Source organism: Burkholderia glumae LMG 2196 = ATCC 33617, from assembly GCF_000960995.1.
In the GTDB taxonomy this organism is placed as follows: domain Bacteria; phylum Pseudomonadota; class Gammaproteobacteria; order Burkholderiales; family Burkholderiaceae; genus Burkholderia; species Burkholderia glumae.
The window spans coordinates 2,835,527-2,852,578 of the sequence record NZ_CP009435.1 but is presented as its reverse complement, the minus strand read 5'-3'; the positions used below and the strand labels follow the sequence as shown (position 1 = coordinate 2,852,578).

Sequence of the window (17,052 nt, the reverse complement as noted above, 5' to 3'; positions counted from 1 at the left end):
CTCAAGGTTGCGTGGTGAGCGTGAGTTGCCCGATCGTGGTGTCCGGCGCATGCACGCAATCGAGCAGGATCCGCATCAGTTCGGCTGCGAAATCGTCGATGGCCGCCGCGTCGAGCACGTCGTGGCTGTATTCGAGAAACAGTTCGGTCGAGGTGCCGAAGTCGTTGACCTCCAGCGACAGCTCGAACTTCGATCCGGTCGGCCGCAGCGGAATCTCGTGCACCGGCAGGCCGGCCATCGAGAACGCATACATCGAGCGGTCGATGAAGTTGAAGAAGGTCTGGAACACCGGCGTGCGGCCGAGCGAGGCATCGGCCACCAGCCGGCTCGCGACCGCCTCGAACGGCACGTCGGCGTATTCGTAGATCGCGAACAGCTCGCCGGTCATGCGCTCGACGAAGGCATCCAGGCGCGCGGCCGGATCCAGCGCGATCGGCAGCACCACCGTGTTGGTGTGCAGGCCGACGTCCAGCAGCGTGTCCGGCGTGCGGTTCATGGTGGCGAGGCCGACGTTGACGAGCGGCTCGCCGCTGGCCTGATGCAGGGCCAGCGCGTAGGCGCCGAGGAACAGCGCCGCGAGCGGAATGCCGCGCTCGCGCGAGTAGCGGCCCAGCGCCTCGCGCAGCGGTGCGTCGATCACGATGGGCCGGCTTTCGCCGGCCAGGCTGCGGATCTCGGGAAACGGCGCGGTATAGGGCAGCGGCAGCACGCGGTCGGCGAGTGCGAAGCGCTCGATCAAGGCCTCGACGCGCGACTCGGGCACCGGTTCGCACCGCGCGGCGGCCGGCGCGGCCAACGGGCAAGCCGCGGCGGGATCGGCGAGCAGCGCCTCGTAACGGGCGCCGAGTTCGCGCAGGAAGTTGCCGCAGCCGATGCCGTCGATCACGATGTGATGGAACAGCATGAATACCGCGTCGCCGCCGCCGTCGAGCGGGAACGCATGCGCTCGCCAGAGCGGGCCGGTGCCGAGCTCGAAGGGCTCGCGCAGCATGCGTTCCAGCACCGGACGCAGCGCGGCGAAGCCGATCCCCGGATGGCGCACGAGCAAGCTCCCGGGCGGCAGGCTCACGCAGCGCTTGACGAGGCCGCGGGCACTCGGTTCGAACACGGCGCGCAGCGATGGATGGGCCGCCAGCACGTCGCGCAGCGCCCGTTCGAGCAGATCGAGATCGATGCCGTTCGGGAACCGCAGGCCGACCGGGATGTTGTAGGTCTGCCTGACCACCGACACGCTGTCGAGGAAATACAGCGCGCGCTCGCTCGCCGACGGCGCGTGTTCGTGCGAGGCGGGCGCCGCGGGCCGCGCGCCGCTCTCGTCCGCCAGCAGGCTTGCGCCGCCGGGCGCCGTCGAGGCCGATGCCGCGTCCGGCGCGGCGCCTTGCGCCTCGGCCCGGCGTCGCAGCGCGGCGGCGCCGGCGTGACGCATGGCTTCTTCGCCGGCCCCGCACCGGTTCAGATACGCGGCCAGCGCGCGCACACTGGAGTGCGACATGAGGCTTTCCAGGCCGATCTCGAGGCCGAAGTCCTTGCGTACCTGCGCGATGATCCTTACCGCCGACAGCGAGTGCCCACCCAGCGCGATCAGGCTCGCATCCGGATCGACCTGCCCGACGCCCAGCACCTGGGCATAGATCGCTTGCAGTGCCGTTGCACGCGCATCGAGTGCATCGGGCGCGGCAGCGCCATCGCACGCGCCGGACGCTCCGGCGCCGGCCAGTCCATCAGGTGCCAGCGCCTCGAGCAGCGCGCGGCGATCGATCTTTCCATTGGCATTGATCGGCCAGCTGGCGGGCATCAGAATCCGTGCCGGCACCATATAGGCCGGCAGCCGCGCGGCCAGCGCAGCTCGCAGCGGCGCCTCGGCCAGCGGCTCGCCGGCACGCGCCATCACCCAGCCGATCAGCATCGGCTCGGCAGCCGCCGACGTGCTGACCTGCACGATCGCCCGCCCCACCCCATCGAGCGTTTCGAGCTGGCGCTCGATCTCGCCGAGCTCCACGCGGAAACCCCGGATCTTGATCTGCCCATCCTCGCGGCCGAGGAAATGCAGCGCGTCCTGCGCGTCGCGATAGGCGAAGTCGCCGCTCAGATAGACACGCCCCAGGTCCGGGAGCGTGACGAAGCGCTCGGCGCTCAGGTCGGCACGGCCGCGATAGCCGCGCGCCACGCCGTGCCCGCCGATCGCGATCTCGCCGCGGCTGAATCGCGGTGCCGTCCGGCCTCGCCTGTCGAGCAGATGGACGGTAGTGTTGCCCAGCGGCTCGCCGAGCGTGACCTCGGCCGTCTCCGGGCCGGCCAGCGTCGACCAGATGCTGGCCTCGGTCGGGCCATAGACCAGCCGCACCGATGCGCAGGTCTCGCGCAGGAAGCCCAGGATCGACGCGTCCACCGGCTCGCCGCCGCACAGCACGTGAAGCCGGCTGCTCCCACCCCAGCCGCCCGCGCGCAGTACGTTGAACAACGATGGCGTGCCCTGCAGCCAGTCGATGCGCTCGTGTTCCAGGGTACGCGCGAGCGCCGCCGCATCGAGCCGCACCGGTTCCGGGCAGGCCACCATGGTGCCGCCCGACACCAGCGGCCACAGCATCTCCAGCAGCGAGATATCGAAGCCGATGGTGGTGGTGGCCAGCATGCGGTGGCCGGCGCCGGCGGGCAAGCGCTCGCGCATCGCCATCAGGAAGCTCGCCAGGTTGCGCTGCGTGAGTTCGACGCCCTTGGGGGTGCCGGTCGAGCCCGAGGTGTAGATCAGGTAGGCCAGCGCATCGGGGTCGTCAGCGGCAGCCTCGAACGGCGCGAGTTCGGGCGCGGCGAACACCGCCTCCGACAGCGCCAGGGCGGGCGGATCGCCCTCGGCCGGCTCGCCTTCGCGGCAGAGCGCGGCCAGTCCGGCGTCGGCGACGATGCCGGCGCGGCGCGCCGGCGGCAGGTCGAGCGGCAGCGGCACATAGGTCGCACCGGCCCGCCAGATGCCGAGCAGCGCCGCGAGCAGGACGGCGCCGCGCGGCATTGCCACGCCGACGCGATCGCCGCGAACGACGCCGATCGCCTGGAGTTGATGCGCGACGTGGTTGGCGGCTTCGTGCAGCGCGCGCGCGGTGACGGGATGACCCGGCCGGCCCGCCACCAGGCGCGCCGGATGCGCGAGCAGCGCCGCGTCGATCAGCGCGGCCGCCGAACCGGACGGTGCCGGTGCGGCGAGCCTCGCGTAACGCTGCGCGAATGCCGCGTCGTCGCGCAGCGCGAGGTCGCCGATGCGGCGCTCGGGGTGCGCCACCAACTGCGCCACGATGGTGTCGAAGTCGCGCGCCAGTTGGCGCGCCACGGCCTCGCTCAGTACCTCGGTGCGATATTCGAGGATCAGCTCGATGCTTTCGTCGCCATCGTAGAGCAAGGCGAGATCCTGCTTCGCGGCACCGGTGAAGCAGGCGACCTGCCGGGTCGCGACGCCGTCCAGATCGAGCATGTCGAGCGCGAAGCGGGCCGGGATCAGCGCCACGTTCAGGCAAGGCGCGGCCGCGTCGTTGAGCTCGCGCCGGGCGATCCGCATCAGGTCGACTTGCGGGAAATCGGCGATCGGCTTGGTCACCCGGCGCTGCTGCCGCATCTGCTCGAGGAGCGCCTGCACGGTGAGCTCGTCGTCGAGCGAGAGGCAGGCGGGCACGAAGTTGATGAACGAACCGAACATTCGCGAGAGGGCCGCCGCGCGCGTATCGACCGGATAGGCGATCGACACCGTGTCGAGCTGCAGATAGCGGTGCAGCAGAATGCCGAATGCGCTCATCAGCACGATGAACGGCGTGGTGCGGGTCTGGCGCTGCACCTGCTTCAGGTTGACCGGCAGGGTCCAGCGAAACTGCGCCGCGCCGCCGCCCGGAGCCGCCTCGCGAGCGAAGGCGAGCCGGCCGAAATCCACTCCCGTGGCGCGTCCCGCCAGCTGCTCGCGCCACGCGGCGGCGGCGCGCTCGTGCTCGCTCGCGCTCCAGCGCTCGCGCTCCAGCGCCAGGGCAGCGGCGAACGACGGGCCGCTCACGGCGGCCGCGCGGTAGGCATCGAGGTCGCGATAGGCTGCGGACAGGTCGGCGAGCAGTATCGCCGCGGAGGCGCCGTCCACGCAGACATGGTGAATATTGAGTACCAGCCGGTAGGTATCGGCGCCGGTGCGGACCAACAGGAAACGATGTACCGGTTCGCTGGCCAGATCGAACGGCGCGCGCACCGCCGCCTCGATCGCGGCGGCCGCGCGCGCGTCTCGCGTGGCCGGATCGAGCGCGGTGAGATCGAGCCGCGCGAGCGTGTCATGCGCGGCGGGCGCCAGCGTCTGCTGCGGAACGCCGTCGCATTCCGAGAAGCGCATGCGAATCGCCGGATGTGCGTCGGCCACCGCCGTAAACGCCTTCGCCAGCCGCTCGACATCGAGCGGGCCGTTGATGTCGAACAGCAGCGGATTGTTGTACGCCGGATCGTCCGGCGCGTATTTCCATTGCAGCCACATTGCCATCTGACTGTGCGTCAAAGGCAATGCCGGCTCGAGCGCTGAGGGCATGCGACGTTCCTGGAATGAAAGAGGAAAAACGATCGATGGAGGGTTCGCTTCATTGCGTGAAGCAGCGTAACGCGCATCGTCCTCGCCAGAAACTATGAGACTTTATAGGTAGGTTTCGCGCGCTCCGCCATTGCAGCGTGAACGCGGGCCGGTTATGGTTCGCGACGAACCCGTCCGACCCATTCCCGACAATGTCCAATCCCCTTCTCGATCCGCACGCGCTTCCCGATCCCGATGCGATTCTCGACGACCATCTCGGCCCCGCGCTCGACGCCTGCATCGTCGCGCTCGACGCCGCCGTCGCATGCGCCTGCGAAACCGCCGTGCCGGCCACCTGGGAAAACGTGGCGCAACCGCTGAGCGCCGCGCTCGATGCGCTGGGCACGGTGGCCGAACGCATCGAGCATCTGCTGTCGATTCGCGATTCGGCCGGCCTGCGCGCCGCCTACGGCCAGTCGCTCGTCGCCCTCGCCGCGGCGCATGCGCGGTTTCGCCAGAACGAGACGCTGCTGGCCCGCTATCGCGAGCTGGCTGCGTCGCCGGGCTTCGCTGCGCTCGCGCCGGCACGCCGGCGCGTGGTGCACAATCTGATCGAGGACGCGCTCGCGGCGGGATGCGGTCTCGCGCCGGGCGCACGCACGCGGCTCAACGCCGTGCGCGAGCGTTTGGCACTGCTATCGAAACGATTTCTGGATAATCTCGCCGATGCGACGCGCGCCTACGCCTACCACGTCACGGACGAGGCGGAGCTGGCCGGGCTGCCCGAGGCGACGCGCGAGGCAACCCGTGCGGCCGCCTCGCGCGCGGGCAGCGACGGCCATCGCCTGACGCTCGATTACGCGATCTATGACGATGTGATGCGCTTCTCGACGCGGCGCACCCTGCGCGAGCGGCTCCATCGCGCGCGCTCGACACGTGCCTCGCTGCCGGGCGTCGAGCATGCGAACGGGCTCGCGGCCTGGGACAACGAGCCGGTGATCGGCGAGATCCTCGCGCTGCGCCACGAGGATGCGCGCCTGCGAGGCCATCGCGATTTCGCCACGGCCTCGTTGAGCCGCATGATGGCCGGCACGCCGCAACGAGCGCGCGACTTCCTCGACGATCTGCACCAGGGAGCGCTCGCGCGTGCGCGCGAGGAATGGCTGGCCTTGTGCGAGCTGGCACGCACCGAGTTCGGGCTGGCCGAACCGGCACCCGCCGATCTCGCGTTTCTGGCCGAGCGGTTGCGCGCGCGCGAGCACGGCGCGTCGAGCGACGAGGTACGCCTTTACTTTCCCGAACCCGTGGTGCTGCGGGGCCTGTCCGATCTGATTTCCCGCCTGTTCGGCATCCGCTTGCACGAGGAGCGCGGCGCTACCGCGCGCGCCGGTATCCGATGGATGCGCGTCGAGGATGCCGACGGCCGGCTGCTCGCGCATTGCCGTCTAGACCTGCATGCACGCCCGGGCAAGCGCGACGGCGCCTGGTCGGCAAGCGGTCGCGCGCGCGGCCGGCATGGCGACGGCAGCCTGCGCACGCCGGTGGCGCATCTGATCTGCAATCTCGCGGCGACCGACGACGCACCGCCGTGCTTCACCTTCGAGCAGATCGTCACGCTCTTTCACGAAATGGGCCACTGCCTGCACCACATGCTGACCACCGTGGACGAGAGTGCCGTGGCCGGAACCCGCGGCGTCGAGTGGGACGCGATCGAGTTCCCTTCGCAGTGGCTCGAATACTTCTGCCAGGATCGCGAGGTGGTGACCTCATTGAGCGCGCACGTGGTCACCGGGGAGCCGCTTCCCGACGCACTGTGCGATCGCCTGTGCGCCGCGCGCCGCGTCGACCGCCATATCGAGCTCGTGCATCAGATCGCGCTGTCGATGCAGGATCTCGCGCTGCATTGCGCGCACGCGCGGCCGGCCGGCGTTTCCTGGCAGGCGCACGCCGCCGCGCTGCACCGGCGCTACGAGGTGGTGCCGCTCGATCCGCTCGCCCGGACGCTGCACACCTTCAGCCATGTGTTCGCCGGCCCTTACGCCGCCGCGTACTACAGCTACCTGTGGGCTCGCGTGCTGGCCGCCGACGCCTATGCCGCCTTCGAGGAGGCGCGGGCCGAGCGCGGAGAAGCCGGCCTGCGCGAAACCGGAATGCGGTTCCGGCGCGAGATCCTGGAGCCGGGCGGCAGCCGGCCGACGCTGGCCTCGTTTGTCGCGTTCCGCGGCCGCGCGCCGGATCCCGCGGCCTTGTTGCGCGAACAACGCGGCTCGGCCTGAACCAGCACGCACGGCCTGGCCCGGTGTCGTGCCCGCCGGGGCGGGACCAATGCCTGTGCGCCGCAGCGTTTCAGCACGATGCTTTCCAGACGATCGATGATGTCCTGAGGTCGGCTCTCGAAACGCTCCGGGGTTAGCAGCGTCATTCTCAAGACGGGACTGCGCTGGCGCGACCTGCTCGCCGAGATGGGCTGCGGTTCGGGCGTGACATGCTGGCGACGGCTGCGCGATTGGCAGCAAGCCGGCGTGTGGGATCGACTGCACGCCGCGCTGCTGGCGAAACAGCGAGCGGCCGAGAAGATCGACTTCTCCTGCGTGGTCGTCGACTCATCGTCGATTCGTGCGCTTGGGGCGGGCGAAAAACTGGCCCGAACCCCACCGATCGAGCGCGCCCCGGTTCCAAGCACCACCTCGCAACCGACGCCAACGGAACGCCGATCGCGGCAACCCTGAGCGGCGCCAATCGCAACGACGTCACCCAACGGGTTCCGCTGATCGAGGCCATCATGGGGCTGCTCCATCGGCCACATCGACCTGCCGCCGCGTGAACCCGCCGCACAGCTGGGGAATCCTCTACAGCAACACCACCTCATGCTTGACGGGCGCCGGCCCGTCCTCGTCGCCCGTGCCGGCCGCCTCGCGCTCGGACACGATGCGGCCCGGCACCTCGGCCGCGAGCCGGCCGCACTTGAGCCATTCGAGTACGAGCGGCCAGAGCTTCGCCTCGAAGCGGCTGTGGAAGAACGCGAAGTGGCCGATCTCGGTTTCGCCTGCCAGGGCCGGCGTGAGACGCAGATGCGTGACGCGGCTGTGCGTGAAATAACGCAGCAGCCGCTCGATCGCGGCGACCGTGCCGAACGGGTCGTCGCTGACGCTGACGGCGAGAATCGGCGCCCGCAGCGCCGCGAAGCGCCGCACCAGGGCGCCGCGCTCGGCGGCGCTGCGCCGGATCGGCGGGTGCCGGTAGGTATCTTCGAACGCACCGCGGCTGCGGCTCCACGACAGCGCCACGCCGCGCGGCGTGTCCTCCATCCAGCCGAGCCGGCGCGCCGGGAAGTAGCCGCACAGCGCGGTCAGCACCGGCATCACCACATGCCACTTCCAGAGCATCGACACCATGCTGCGCGGCGCGTAATCGCGCCAGTGCGCGTACTGCGCGCCCATCGTGAAGACGCGGCGCACCAGATGGTTGGACGGCGCCAGTCCGAGCGCGAAACCGCCGATGCTGTGCGCCACCACGTCGATCGGCTGGCCCGGAAACGCGGCCGCCACATAGCCGAGCACCGCCTCGGTATCGCGCTCGCCCCAGTCGAGCCAGCTCGCCTCGAGCCGGTGCAAGGCGCGCGGGCGCGATTCGCCGATGCCGCGATAGTCGTAGACCACGGCGTCGCAGTCATGGCGGTACAGCCAGGCGGCGAAACGAAAGTAATAGCGGCAGCGCACCGAGGTGGCGGCGTTGACGATCACCACCGGGCGCGGCGCGATCGGGTCCGGCGCGGTGGCATGGCGCCAGACGAAACCGCGGATCGGATAACCGTCGGCGGCGGTGATGGTGACCGCTTCGGGGCTTGCAGGAGAAGTGTCCATGTCGTGCGTTTTTTCCAATCGTGGCGGTTGTTCCATCACATGCATAGAGTGCATGTCGAGCCTATTCCGATCAATCGGGGCAGGTTTCCTGACCGTTATTGCACTTGACCTCCCCGTTTAACTCAATCAATCTTCTCGCATCGCTCGGATGAGGCACGCGCATGACAGCCCCGCTCATCAAACTTCCTTCGCTCGATTTGATGCGCGGCTACGTGGCCGTCGGCCGCCGCATGAGCATCACGCTCGCCGCCCAGGACCTGTGCCTCACCCAATCGGCCGTGAGCCGGCAGGTCAACGCGCTGGAGGAAGCGCTCGGCGTCCGCCTGTTTCATCGCGGCTATCGTTCGATTTCGTTTACGCCCGAGGGCGAGCGGCTGTTTCGCGCCGCCGACGGCGCGGTGCGCCAGTTGCAGGACACCATCGAGGCGCTGACCCATCCGAAGGTGCGCCAGCCCGTGACGATCACGGCCAGCATCGGCGTGGCGAGCCTCTGGCTGCTGCCGCGGCTCGGCGAGCTGCAACGCATCCACCCCGGGGTCGATCTGCGCGTGGCGGCCACCGACAAGCTGCTCGACCTGCGCGCCGAGGGCATCGACCTGGCGATCCGCTACGCGCCCGCCGACCATGCGCCGGCCACCTCGCTGCGCCTGTTCGACGAGACCATCGTGCCGGTCGCCTCGCCCTCGCTCGGCGTGGCGACGCTCGACGCCGGGACGCTGGCGCGCCACGTGCTGCTCGAATTCGACGGCGCGCGGCGCCCGCTGCTGCAATGGGCCGACCATCTCGGCGCGCTCGGGCTCGATGCCGCGCAGGCGCGCGGCATGCTGCGCTTCAACCAGTACGACCAGGTGATCCAGGCCGCGCTGGCCGGGCGCGGCATCGCGCTCGGCCGCATCGCGCTGGTCGAGCCGCTGCTCGCCGACGGCAGGCTGGTGGCGATCGGCGCCCCCGGCGCGCCGCGCGCGAGCGGCCACGCCTACTGGCTCCACCAGGCCGAGCTGACGCCGCGCGAGGACGTGCGTGCCGTGATCGACTGGATTCTCGCGGCCACGCGCGCCGGCGGCGAGCCTGACTCGGCGGCCTGACGCGGCCCCGCCCCCGCCCGCCTCTACCAAAGCTGGTAGTTGTCCCCGCGGCGGCCAGCTAGTGAAATCGTGAGCATCTCAACGACGGTCCCGCACCGTGCCGGCATCGTGCCGCGCGCGCCGGGGCCGCTCCCTGGAGGAATGCCACGATGAAGAACACGAAGGTAGCGCTCGCCCTCGCCCTCTCGGCACTGGCCGGCGCCGCGAGCGCCGCGTCCGGCGCGCCGGACGCGCAGCGGGTGGTGAGGATCGACGGTTTCGGCGCGGAGTCGGGCGTGCTGCGCCCGTTCGGCGCCAACAGCGAGGCGGCGCTGCGCGCGGCGGCCAAGGAGATCAACGAGGCGGGCGGCGTGAAGCTCGGTGACGGCGCGCGCGGCAGGATCGAAATCAGCTATCACGACGACAGCTGCGCGCCCACCGAAGGCGTGGACGTGGTGCGCCGGCTGGCGCAGACCAATGCGCTGATCGCGGTGGGCACCACCTGCTCGCCGGTGGTGCAGGCGGTGTTCGGTTCGCTGCAGAAGAAGGCGGGCGACACGGCCGACTCGGGCCTGCGATTCCCGGTGTTTACCGACGTGGCGATGAAGATCGGGCTGGCCAAGACCTCCGACTGGTCGTTCCGCAACATCCCCGACGAGAACGCGATGTACACCGATGTGTTCGCCTGGGTGCGCCGCGAGCATCCGGACGCGCGCACGCTCTACGGCGGCGTCGAGCAGAACTTCGTGCATTCGAGCCAGACCTGGTACCAGGTGATGAAGCCGCGCGCGCAGGCGGCCGGCTTCGAGGTGCTCGGCGAGACGCGCTGGCTGCTCGACGACACCAACTTCGCCGATCAGGTGCGCGACATCAAGCAGAAGAACGCCGACGTGGTGGTGATCTCGGCGCACCCGTACTCGGCCTGCGGCGTGCTGAAGGAGCTGCAGCGCCAGAACGTCCACCCGAAGGTGCTGGTGGGCCTGACCAGCAGTTCGACGCCCGAGCTGATGAAGATCTGCGGCCCGGCGGCCGAGGGGCTGGTGATCCCGACCAGCTTCGCGCCGATCAACGCCCGCGCCGAGCGCGCCGCGAAGGAGACGGCCGCCTATGGCGGCTACGCGGACCTGCACAGCATGGCGGCCTACGAGATCCTCTACATGATCAAGACGGCGATCGAGACGCAGGGCGTGCTGGCCAAACCCGACAGCGTGCAGGCCGATCGCGACAAGCTGCGCGAGGGCCTGGCCGCCATCCGCACGGCCGACGGCCTGCTCGGCCCGGTGGGCCGCACCGCCGAGCGCGAGTCGGTCAAGCCGTTCGTGCTGGTGCAGGCGCACGACAGCGTCTGGCAGGTGATCGAGCGGCCCGCCGCGCCCAACGCAGTGGCCAGCAACGGCCCGGCCGCGCGCCAGCCGTGACGCGGCCGCTGGTGGAACTGCGCGGCGTGGGCCGCCGCTACGGCGCGCTCCACGCGCTCGCGGGGCTCGACCTGACGATCCGCGCCGGCGAGACGCTCGGCCTGATCGGGCCGAACGGCTCGGGCAAGAGCACCACGCTCGGCATCGTGGCGGGCACGCTGCGGCCGAGCGCGGGGTCGATCCGCATCGACGGCGCGGACGTCACGCACGAGCCGGCCTGGCGCCGCGTCACGCACGGCATCGCCTGGACCTGGCAGCAGCCGCGCGTGTTCACGCGCCTCACGGTCGAGGCCAACCTCGCCGCCGAGGGCCGCGAGGCGGCCGATGCGGCGCTCGCGTTCGCCGGGCTCGCGCACCGGCGCCGCGCGCTGGCCGCCACGCTGACGTTCTCGGAGCGGCGCCGCCTCGAGCTCGCGCGCGCGCTGACCACCCGGCCGCGCCTGCTGCTGGTCGACGAGCCGGCCTCGGGGCTCGACGAGGCCGAGATCGCCGAGCTGCGCGCGCGGCTCGCCGAACTGCGCGCGCGCGGCGTGGCGATCGTGGTGGTCGAGCACCGGATCGGCTTCATCGCGGCACTGGCCGAGCGCATCGTGGTGCTCGAGAACGGCCGCGTGCTGACCGAGGGTGCGCCCTCGCGCGTGCTGGCCGAGCCGGCGGTGCAGCGCGCCTGGCTCGGCGCCGCTGCGCCGGCCGCGGATGCGGCCGGGCCGGGCCGCGGGAACGCCCTGCCCGCCCGCCCCCGCGGGCGCGCCTGAGATGCTCGCGCTGCTGTTCGACGCGCTCGCGCTCGGCGCCGCCTATGCCCTGCTGGCCAGCGGCTTCACGCTGGTGTTCGGGGTGCTCGGGCGCGTCAACCTCGCCTATGGCGCGACGGTGATGCTCGGCCTCTACGTGGCGATCCGCGCCACCGCCGCGCTGCCGCCCGCCGCGGCGTTCGCGCTCGCGCCGCTGGTCGCCGTGGCCGTGACGGTCCTCGCCAACCGCTACGTCGACCTGCTCTGCTTCGCGCCGCACCGCGACGGCTCGGGCGTGACCGCGATGGCGGCGAGCTTCGCGGTCTGGATGCAGATCGAGGAAGCCGGCGCGCATCTGCTGAGCGCGCATGCCAACCCGTGGCCCTCGCCGTTCGCGAGCCTGCCCGCCAGCTGGCAGGCGCTGCCGCTGCGGGCCGAGCATGGGCTCGCGCTCGGCTGCGCGGCGCTCGTCACGTTCGGCTGCCGGCGCCTGATCGAGCGCACGCGCTTCGGTCTCGCGGTGCGCGCGATCGTCGACGACCGCGCGGCCGCGACTCTCGCGGGCGTGGACGTGCGGCGCGTCTCGGCGCGCGTGGTGGCGCTCTCGGCCGCGCTCGGCGCGCTGGCGGGCTGCCTGATCGCAGGCATCCACGGCCAGGTCAGCGCGATGTTCGCGATGTGGGCGACGCTCAAGGGGCTCGCGGCGGCCGTGATCGGCGGCTTCGGCTCGCTGCCGGGCGCGGTGGCGGGCGGGCTCGCGCTGGGGTTGATCGAGGCGGCCCTGCAGGCCCTGTTCGGCGCGCAGGCGCGCGACCTCGGCGGCGACCTGCTGCTGTTCGCGGCACTCTGCGCCTGGCCGGGCGGCCTCGCCTCGCTGCTGCCGCGCAGGCTCGGGCGCGGCGCTGCCGCGCCGGCCGACGGAGCCGCCCGCCCATGACGCTCGTCACCAACCTCGGCCTGCTGTCGTTTCTCGCGCTGTCGGCCTACGTGCTGGCGATTGCCGGCGATTTCTCGTTCGGCCAGCAGGCGCTGTTCGCGATCGGCGCCTACGCGGGCGCGTCGGCCACGGTGCTGGGCGGCTGGCCGCTCGGCGCGGCGCTCGCGGTGGCCGCGGCCGCCGGCGCGCTGGCCGGCTGGCTGCTGCGCGCGGCCACGCTGCGGCTGTCGGGGCTGCGCTTCTCGCTGGCGATGCTGGCCGCCGCCGAGACGATCCGCCAGTTGCTGCTGCTGATCCGCGTGCAGCGCCCCGGGCCGGACGGCGAGCCGATCGGCCCGGGCGGCGACGAGGGCTTCGCCGGCATCCGCTACGTGTTCGAGCACGGCATGACGCCGGCGCAGGTCGCGCTGATGGTCTGGGCCGCGCTCGGGCTGGTGCTCGTCGCGCTGGCAGGATTCGAGCGCACCCGCCGCGGCCGCGCCTGGCGCATGGTGGGCGAGGACCCGGCGCTGGCCGCCGCGCTCGGCATCGACGCGCGGCGCGCCAAGCTCGCCGCCGCCACGCTGGCCGGTGCCGTCGCCGCGCTCGGCGGCGCGCTCTACGCGCATTGCAGCACTTATATCGAACCCGACAACTTCGACGTGATGATCGGCATCCACGGCCTGTCGTATGCGCTGATCGGCGGCCTCGGCTCGCCGTTCGGGCCCTTGCTCGGCGTCGCGCTCGACCTCGGCCTGCTGGAAGGCACGCGCTTTTTTCACGGCTACCGGATGATCGCGTTCGGCGGGCTGGTCGCCGGCCTGCTGGTGGTGCGCCCGCGCGGGCTCGTCGACGAGGCGCTGGTGGCGCGGCTCGGCGCGCTGCTGCCGCGCCGCGCTTCAGGCCGGCCCCCGCCGGCGGCCTCGGGCTCGGCCGTAGCGCGCGTCTTTCACCCGGCTTCGCCCCCTACCCCCACCTCCACCGATACGGAGCAAGCATGAAACCGTCCCATCGCGCGCGTGCGCGCCGTCTGATCGTTGCTTTTTTTGAATCAATGATGGCGATCGTGCTGCTGATCGCTCCGCTGTTCGCCAACGCGGCCGCGCCGCCGCCCACCGCCCGCATCGGCTGCACGCGCGCCGGCGGCGGCGACGCCTACGACTGCACGATCCGCCTTGCTGCACCCGGCGGGGCGCCGCTGCGCGACGCGCGCTTCACGGTGAGCGCCGACATGCCGTCGATGCCGATGGCGCACAACCTGAGGCCGGTAGCGGCCGTGCCCGACGCGGCGCCCGGCGTCTATCGCGCCCGCCTCGCGCTCGAAATGCCGGGCGTGTGGCTCGTGCGGCTCGATTTCAGCACGCCGGCCCGGCTCACGATCGCGCGCAAGCTCAGCTTCGACGACGCCGGCGCGCGCTAGCTGCCATGCACGCGGCGCAGGCCACGCACCGGCGGCCCCCCGCCCCGGCCCGCCTTCATGCATGCAGCGAATGCGAAGCGTGCCGCGATCTCACTTGATGCGCCGTCACGCTCTACGCTTAAATGAGCGTGCGTTCGCCTGCCCGCGATCGGCGCGGGCCGTACCCCGCGCGCCGCCCGCCAGGCGCGCGGCGCGACATGATCGGGAACCTCAGGGAGACGGGATGCAGATTGGTTCGGAGCGCGCCTGGCACTACCGCTGGCTGCTGGTGATCGCAGGCGGGGTGGTGATGGGCGGAGCCCTCGGCGTGCGCAGCGTGCAGGGCCTGTTCCAGGTGCCGGTCACGCTCGACCACGGCTGGTCGCGCGAGGCGTTCGGCCTCGCGTTCGCGCTGCAGAACCTGATCTGGGGCATCTCCCAGCCGTTCACGGGCATGATCGCCGACCGCTTCGGCTCGGCGCGCGTGATCTTCGCGGGCAGCGTGCTCTATGCGCTGGGCCTCGCGGTGATGGCGCTGGCCGCCTCCACCGGCGCCTATACGCTGGGCACCGGCGTGATGGTCGGCATCGCGCTGTCGGGCACCGCGTTCGGCGCCGTGTACGGCGCGCTCTCGCGGCTGTTCCCGCCCGAGCACCGCAGCTGGGCGCTCGGCGTGTCGGGCACGATCGGCGGGCTCGGCCAGTTCGTGATGGTGCCGCTCGCCCAGGGCATGATCGATTCGTTCGGCTGGGTGCGCGCGACCTTCGTGCTGGCCGCGGTGATGCTGGCCGTCGCGCCGCTCGCGGCCTGGCTGCGCGACCGGCCGCTCGCACGTGGCGCCGAGGGCGGCGACCCGCAGACGATCCGCGCCGCGGTTCGCGAGGCGCTCACCCACCGCGGCTTCTGGCTGCTCAACATCGGCTTCTTCGCCTGCGGCTTCCAGCTCGCGTTCGTCGCCGCGCACCTGCCGGCCTATCTGCTCGACCACGGCATGAGCGCGCGCCAGGCCAGCGTCTCGCTGGCCGTGATCGCGCTGGCCAACACGGTCGGCACCTTCCTGTGCGGTTACGCGGGCGGCTTGTGGCGCCGCAAATACCTGCTGGCCGGCATCTACTTCACGCGCGTGATCGCGATGGCGCTGTTCGTGCTGCTGCCGCTCACGCCGGCCAGCCTCTACGTGTTCTCGTTCGTCACCGGCCTGATCTGGCTCGGCACGGTGCCGCTCACGAGCGGCGTGGTCTCGCAGGTCTTCGGGGTGCGCTACATCGCGACACTGTTCGGCTTCGTGTTCTTCGGCCATCAGCTGGGCAGCTTCTTCGGCGTCTGGATCGGCAGCCTCGTCTACGACGCGGTGCATTCCTACCTGCCGCTCTGGTACGGCTCGATGGCGCTCGGCGTGGTGGCGGGCCTCGTGCACCTGCCGATCAACGATCGCAGCGTGGCGCGCCTGGCGGCGGCGCCCGCCGCCCGGCCCGCATGAATACGCGCCCCGGCACGCCCGGCGCACCGGGCACGCCCCGGCGGCGCGCCGGCAGCTGGCCGGCGCCGCCGGCCGTGCGCCGGGCCGGCCGCCACGCCTGGCCCGGCTGGCGCCGCGTGCTGCTGGGACTCGCCGGACTCGCGCTGCTGGGCGTCACGTTCGCCGCGTGGCTGACGCCGTCCACCATGCTCGCGCTGCTGTCCGGATTCTCGATGTGTGGATGAGGGATTCCATCATGGCTACCTTGCCTCTTGCCGTTGACAGCATGACCGGCTTCGCGGCCGGCGCCGACGCGCCGCGCGCGCGCCGCCATGCACCACCTGGGTGGCGCGTGCCGGGGCCGTGCGTGGCGCGCGCGGCCTGCTTTCCCGCCGACGAGGAGTGCGTGCAGGACCTGCTGCTCGACTACGAGAAGGGACTGCTGCGCCTGGGCGTGAAGCTGCTGCGGCTGGGCGCCGAGCTGACCTCGCTGCCGGGGCCTTACGCGGCGCCGCACGGGGCCGTGTTCCTGGCCGAGCTGGACGGCCGGCCGGTGGGCTGCGCGGCGCTGGTGGTGCACGACGCGCCGCACGACATGCCGGCGCGCACGGCCGAGATCCGGCGCCTGCACGTGAGCGCCGCGCATGCCGCGCCGGCGCTCGACGCGCTGCTCGCGCGCAGCGTCGCGTTCGCCGCCGAGCTGGGCTGCCGGACCATCCGGCACACGCCGCTGCCGGACGCGCTCGAGCATCGCGAGAGCTTCGCGCGCCACCGCTTCATGCCGGCCGCCGCGCCGGACGCCGCCGCGGCGCCGCCCGGCGTGCTGATGCCGGCCGGCCTGCGCGCCGTGCCGCTCGCGCGCGCGATCGCGCCGGCCCTGCACCGTTACTTCTCGACGAACGCGCGCTCGATCACGTAGTCGCCCGGCTCGCCCTGATGCGGCGAGACGCGCAGGCCGCGCGCATCGAGCAGCGCGCCCAGATCGTTCAACAGCGAGGGGCTGCCGCACAGCATCGCGCGGTCGTGCTCGCGCGACAGCGGCGGCACGCCGAGATCCGCGAACAGCTTGCCGCTCTCGATCAGGTCGGTGATGCGGCCGCGGTGGTGGAACGGCTCGCGCGTGACGGTCGGGTAATAGACCAGCTTGTCGCGCAGCATCTCGCCGAGGAATTCGCTGCCGGGCAGCTCCTCGCGGATGAAGTCGGCATAGGCCAGCTCGCTCACGTAGCGCACGCCATGCACCAGCACCACCTGCTCGAAGCGCTCGTACACCTCGGGGTCCTGGATCACGCTCAGGAACGGCGCGAGCCCGGTGCCGGAGCCGAACAGGTAGAGCCGCCGGCCCGGCAGCAGGTCGTCGAGCACCAGCGTGCCGACCGGCTTGCGCGACACCAGCAGCTTGTCGCCGGGCTTCAGGTACTGCAGGCGCGAGGTGAGCGGGCCGTCGGGCACCTTGATGCTGAGGAACTCGAGATGGTCGGCATGCGCGGCGCTGGCGATGCTGTAGGCACGCGTGAGCGGCTTGCCGTCGATCTGGCAGCCGATCATGACGAAATGGCCGCTGGAGAAGCGCAGCCCGGCGGGCCGCTCGGCGCGGAAGCTGAACAAGGTATCGTTCCAGTGATGGACGCTGAGGACGGTCTGTTCGGTATAGGCGGACATGATGGGTTCGAGGAC

Annotated in this window: 13 protein-coding genes and 1 pseudogene; 11 read left to right on the top strand and 3 right to left on the bottom strand. The window is 71.6% G+C overall.

Features of this window, described 5'->3' with window-relative positions; genetic code table 11:
* Position 1: 1 nt before the first annotated feature.
* Positions 2 to 4,543 carry a non-ribosomal peptide synthetase gene (locus tag KS03_RS25325; RefSeq protein WP_015875720.1) on the bottom strand — a complete coding sequence of 1,514 codons (4,542 nt, stop codon included), beginning with the start codon at positions 4,541 to 4,543 and terminating at the stop codon, positions 2 to 4.
* A gap of 191 nt (positions 4,544 to 4,734) precedes the next feature.
* Between KS03_RS25325 and KS03_RS25320 the strand changes: the two genes are divergently transcribed.
* Together KS03_RS25320 and KS03_RS30475 are read left to right on the top strand one after the other, a co-directional pair.
* Positions 4,735 to 6,798: a M3 family metallopeptidase gene (locus KS03_RS25320; protein ID WP_015875719.1), complete on the top strand. Its 2,064-nt coding sequence runs from the start codon at positions 4,735 to 4,737 to the stop codon at positions 6,796 to 6,798.
* Between the two features lie 108 nt (positions 6,799 to 6,906).
* Positions 6,907 to 7,304, top strand: a pseudogene (locus KS03_RS30475) (transposase); the annotation flags it as partial.
* Between the two features lie 67 nt (positions 7,305 to 7,371).
* Here the strand turns inward: KS03_RS30475 and KS03_RS25315 are convergent.
* Entirely contained in the window at positions 7,372 to 8,439 is a 1,068-nt protein-coding gene (locus KS03_RS25315; protein ID WP_015875718.1) for an alpha/beta hydrolase family protein, read from the bottom strand.
* 107 nt (positions 8,440 to 8,546) lie between these two features.
* On the opposite strand from KS03_RS25315, the gene KS03_RS25310 reads away from it, so the two are divergent.
* The 9 genes from KS03_RS25310 (at position 8,547) to KS03_RS32105 (ending at position 16,294) form a co-directional block, all read left to right on the top strand.
* Positions 8,547 to 9,470 (top strand): LysR substrate-binding domain-containing protein, encoded by a 924-nt coding sequence (locus tag KS03_RS25310; protein WP_015875717.1) that lies wholly within the window; start codon positions 8,547 to 8,549, stop codon positions 9,468 to 9,470.
* 149 nt (positions 9,471 to 9,619) lie between these two features.
* Positions 9,620 to 10,867, top strand: coding sequence for an ABC transporter substrate-binding protein (locus tag KS03_RS25305; RefSeq protein WP_015875716.1), 1,248 nt, complete (start codon positions 9,620 to 9,622; stop codon positions 10,865 to 10,867).
* Complete coding sequence (locus KS03_RS25300; protein WP_015875715.1) at positions 10,864 to 11,622, top strand: ABC transporter ATP-binding protein; 759 nt, start codon at positions 10,864 to 10,866, stop codon at positions 11,620 to 11,622. Before KS03_RS25305 ends, KS03_RS25300 begins: the two co-directional genes overlap by 4 nt.
* Position 11,623: 1 nt before the next feature.
* Positions 11,624 to 12,538, top strand: coding sequence for a branched-chain amino acid ABC transporter permease (locus KS03_RS25295; protein WP_015875714.1), 915 nt, complete (start codon positions 11,624 to 11,626; stop codon positions 12,536 to 12,538).
* Positions 12,535 to 13,518 carry a branched-chain amino acid ABC transporter permease gene (locus tag KS03_RS25290; RefSeq protein ID WP_015875713.1) on the top strand — a complete coding sequence of 328 codons (984 nt, stop codon included), beginning with the start codon at positions 12,535 to 12,537 and terminating at the stop codon, positions 13,516 to 13,518. Before KS03_RS25295 ends, KS03_RS25290 begins: the two co-directional genes overlap by 4 nt.
* Complete coding sequence (locus KS03_RS25285; protein WP_045678911.1) at positions 13,515 to 13,937, top strand: FixH family protein; 423 nt, start codon at positions 13,515 to 13,517, stop codon at positions 13,935 to 13,937. The genes KS03_RS25290 and KS03_RS25285 overlap by 4 nt, the downstream gene beginning before the upstream one ends.
* A 223-nt stretch (positions 13,938 to 14,160) precedes the next feature.
* On the top strand, positions 14,161 to 15,396 hold the full coding sequence (locus KS03_RS25280) for an MFS transporter (RefSeq protein WP_015875712.1): 1,236 nt from the start codon (positions 14,161 to 14,163) through the stop codon (positions 15,394 to 15,396).
* Positions 15,393 to 15,620, top strand: a complete 228-nt coding sequence (locus KS03_RS25275) for a hypothetical protein (protein WP_035979457.1) — start codon at positions 15,393 to 15,395, stop codon at positions 15,618 to 15,620. Before KS03_RS25280 ends, KS03_RS25275 begins: the two co-directional genes overlap by 4 nt.
* A gap of 11 nt (positions 15,621 to 15,631) precedes the next feature.
* Positions 15,632 to 16,294, top strand: coding sequence for a GNAT family N-acetyltransferase (locus KS03_RS32105; RefSeq protein WP_155297050.1), 663 nt, complete (start codon positions 15,632 to 15,634; stop codon positions 16,292 to 16,294).
* Here the strand turns inward: KS03_RS32105 and KS03_RS25265 are convergent.
* A complete protein-coding gene (locus KS03_RS25265; RefSeq protein WP_015875711.1) occupies positions 16,261 to 17,037 on the bottom strand; it encodes a ferredoxin--NADP reductase in 777 nt (258 codons plus the stop codon). The two genes, KS03_RS32105 and KS03_RS25265, sit on opposite strands and share 34 nt — an antisense overlap.
* Positions 17,038 to 17,052 lie beyond the last annotated feature (15 nt).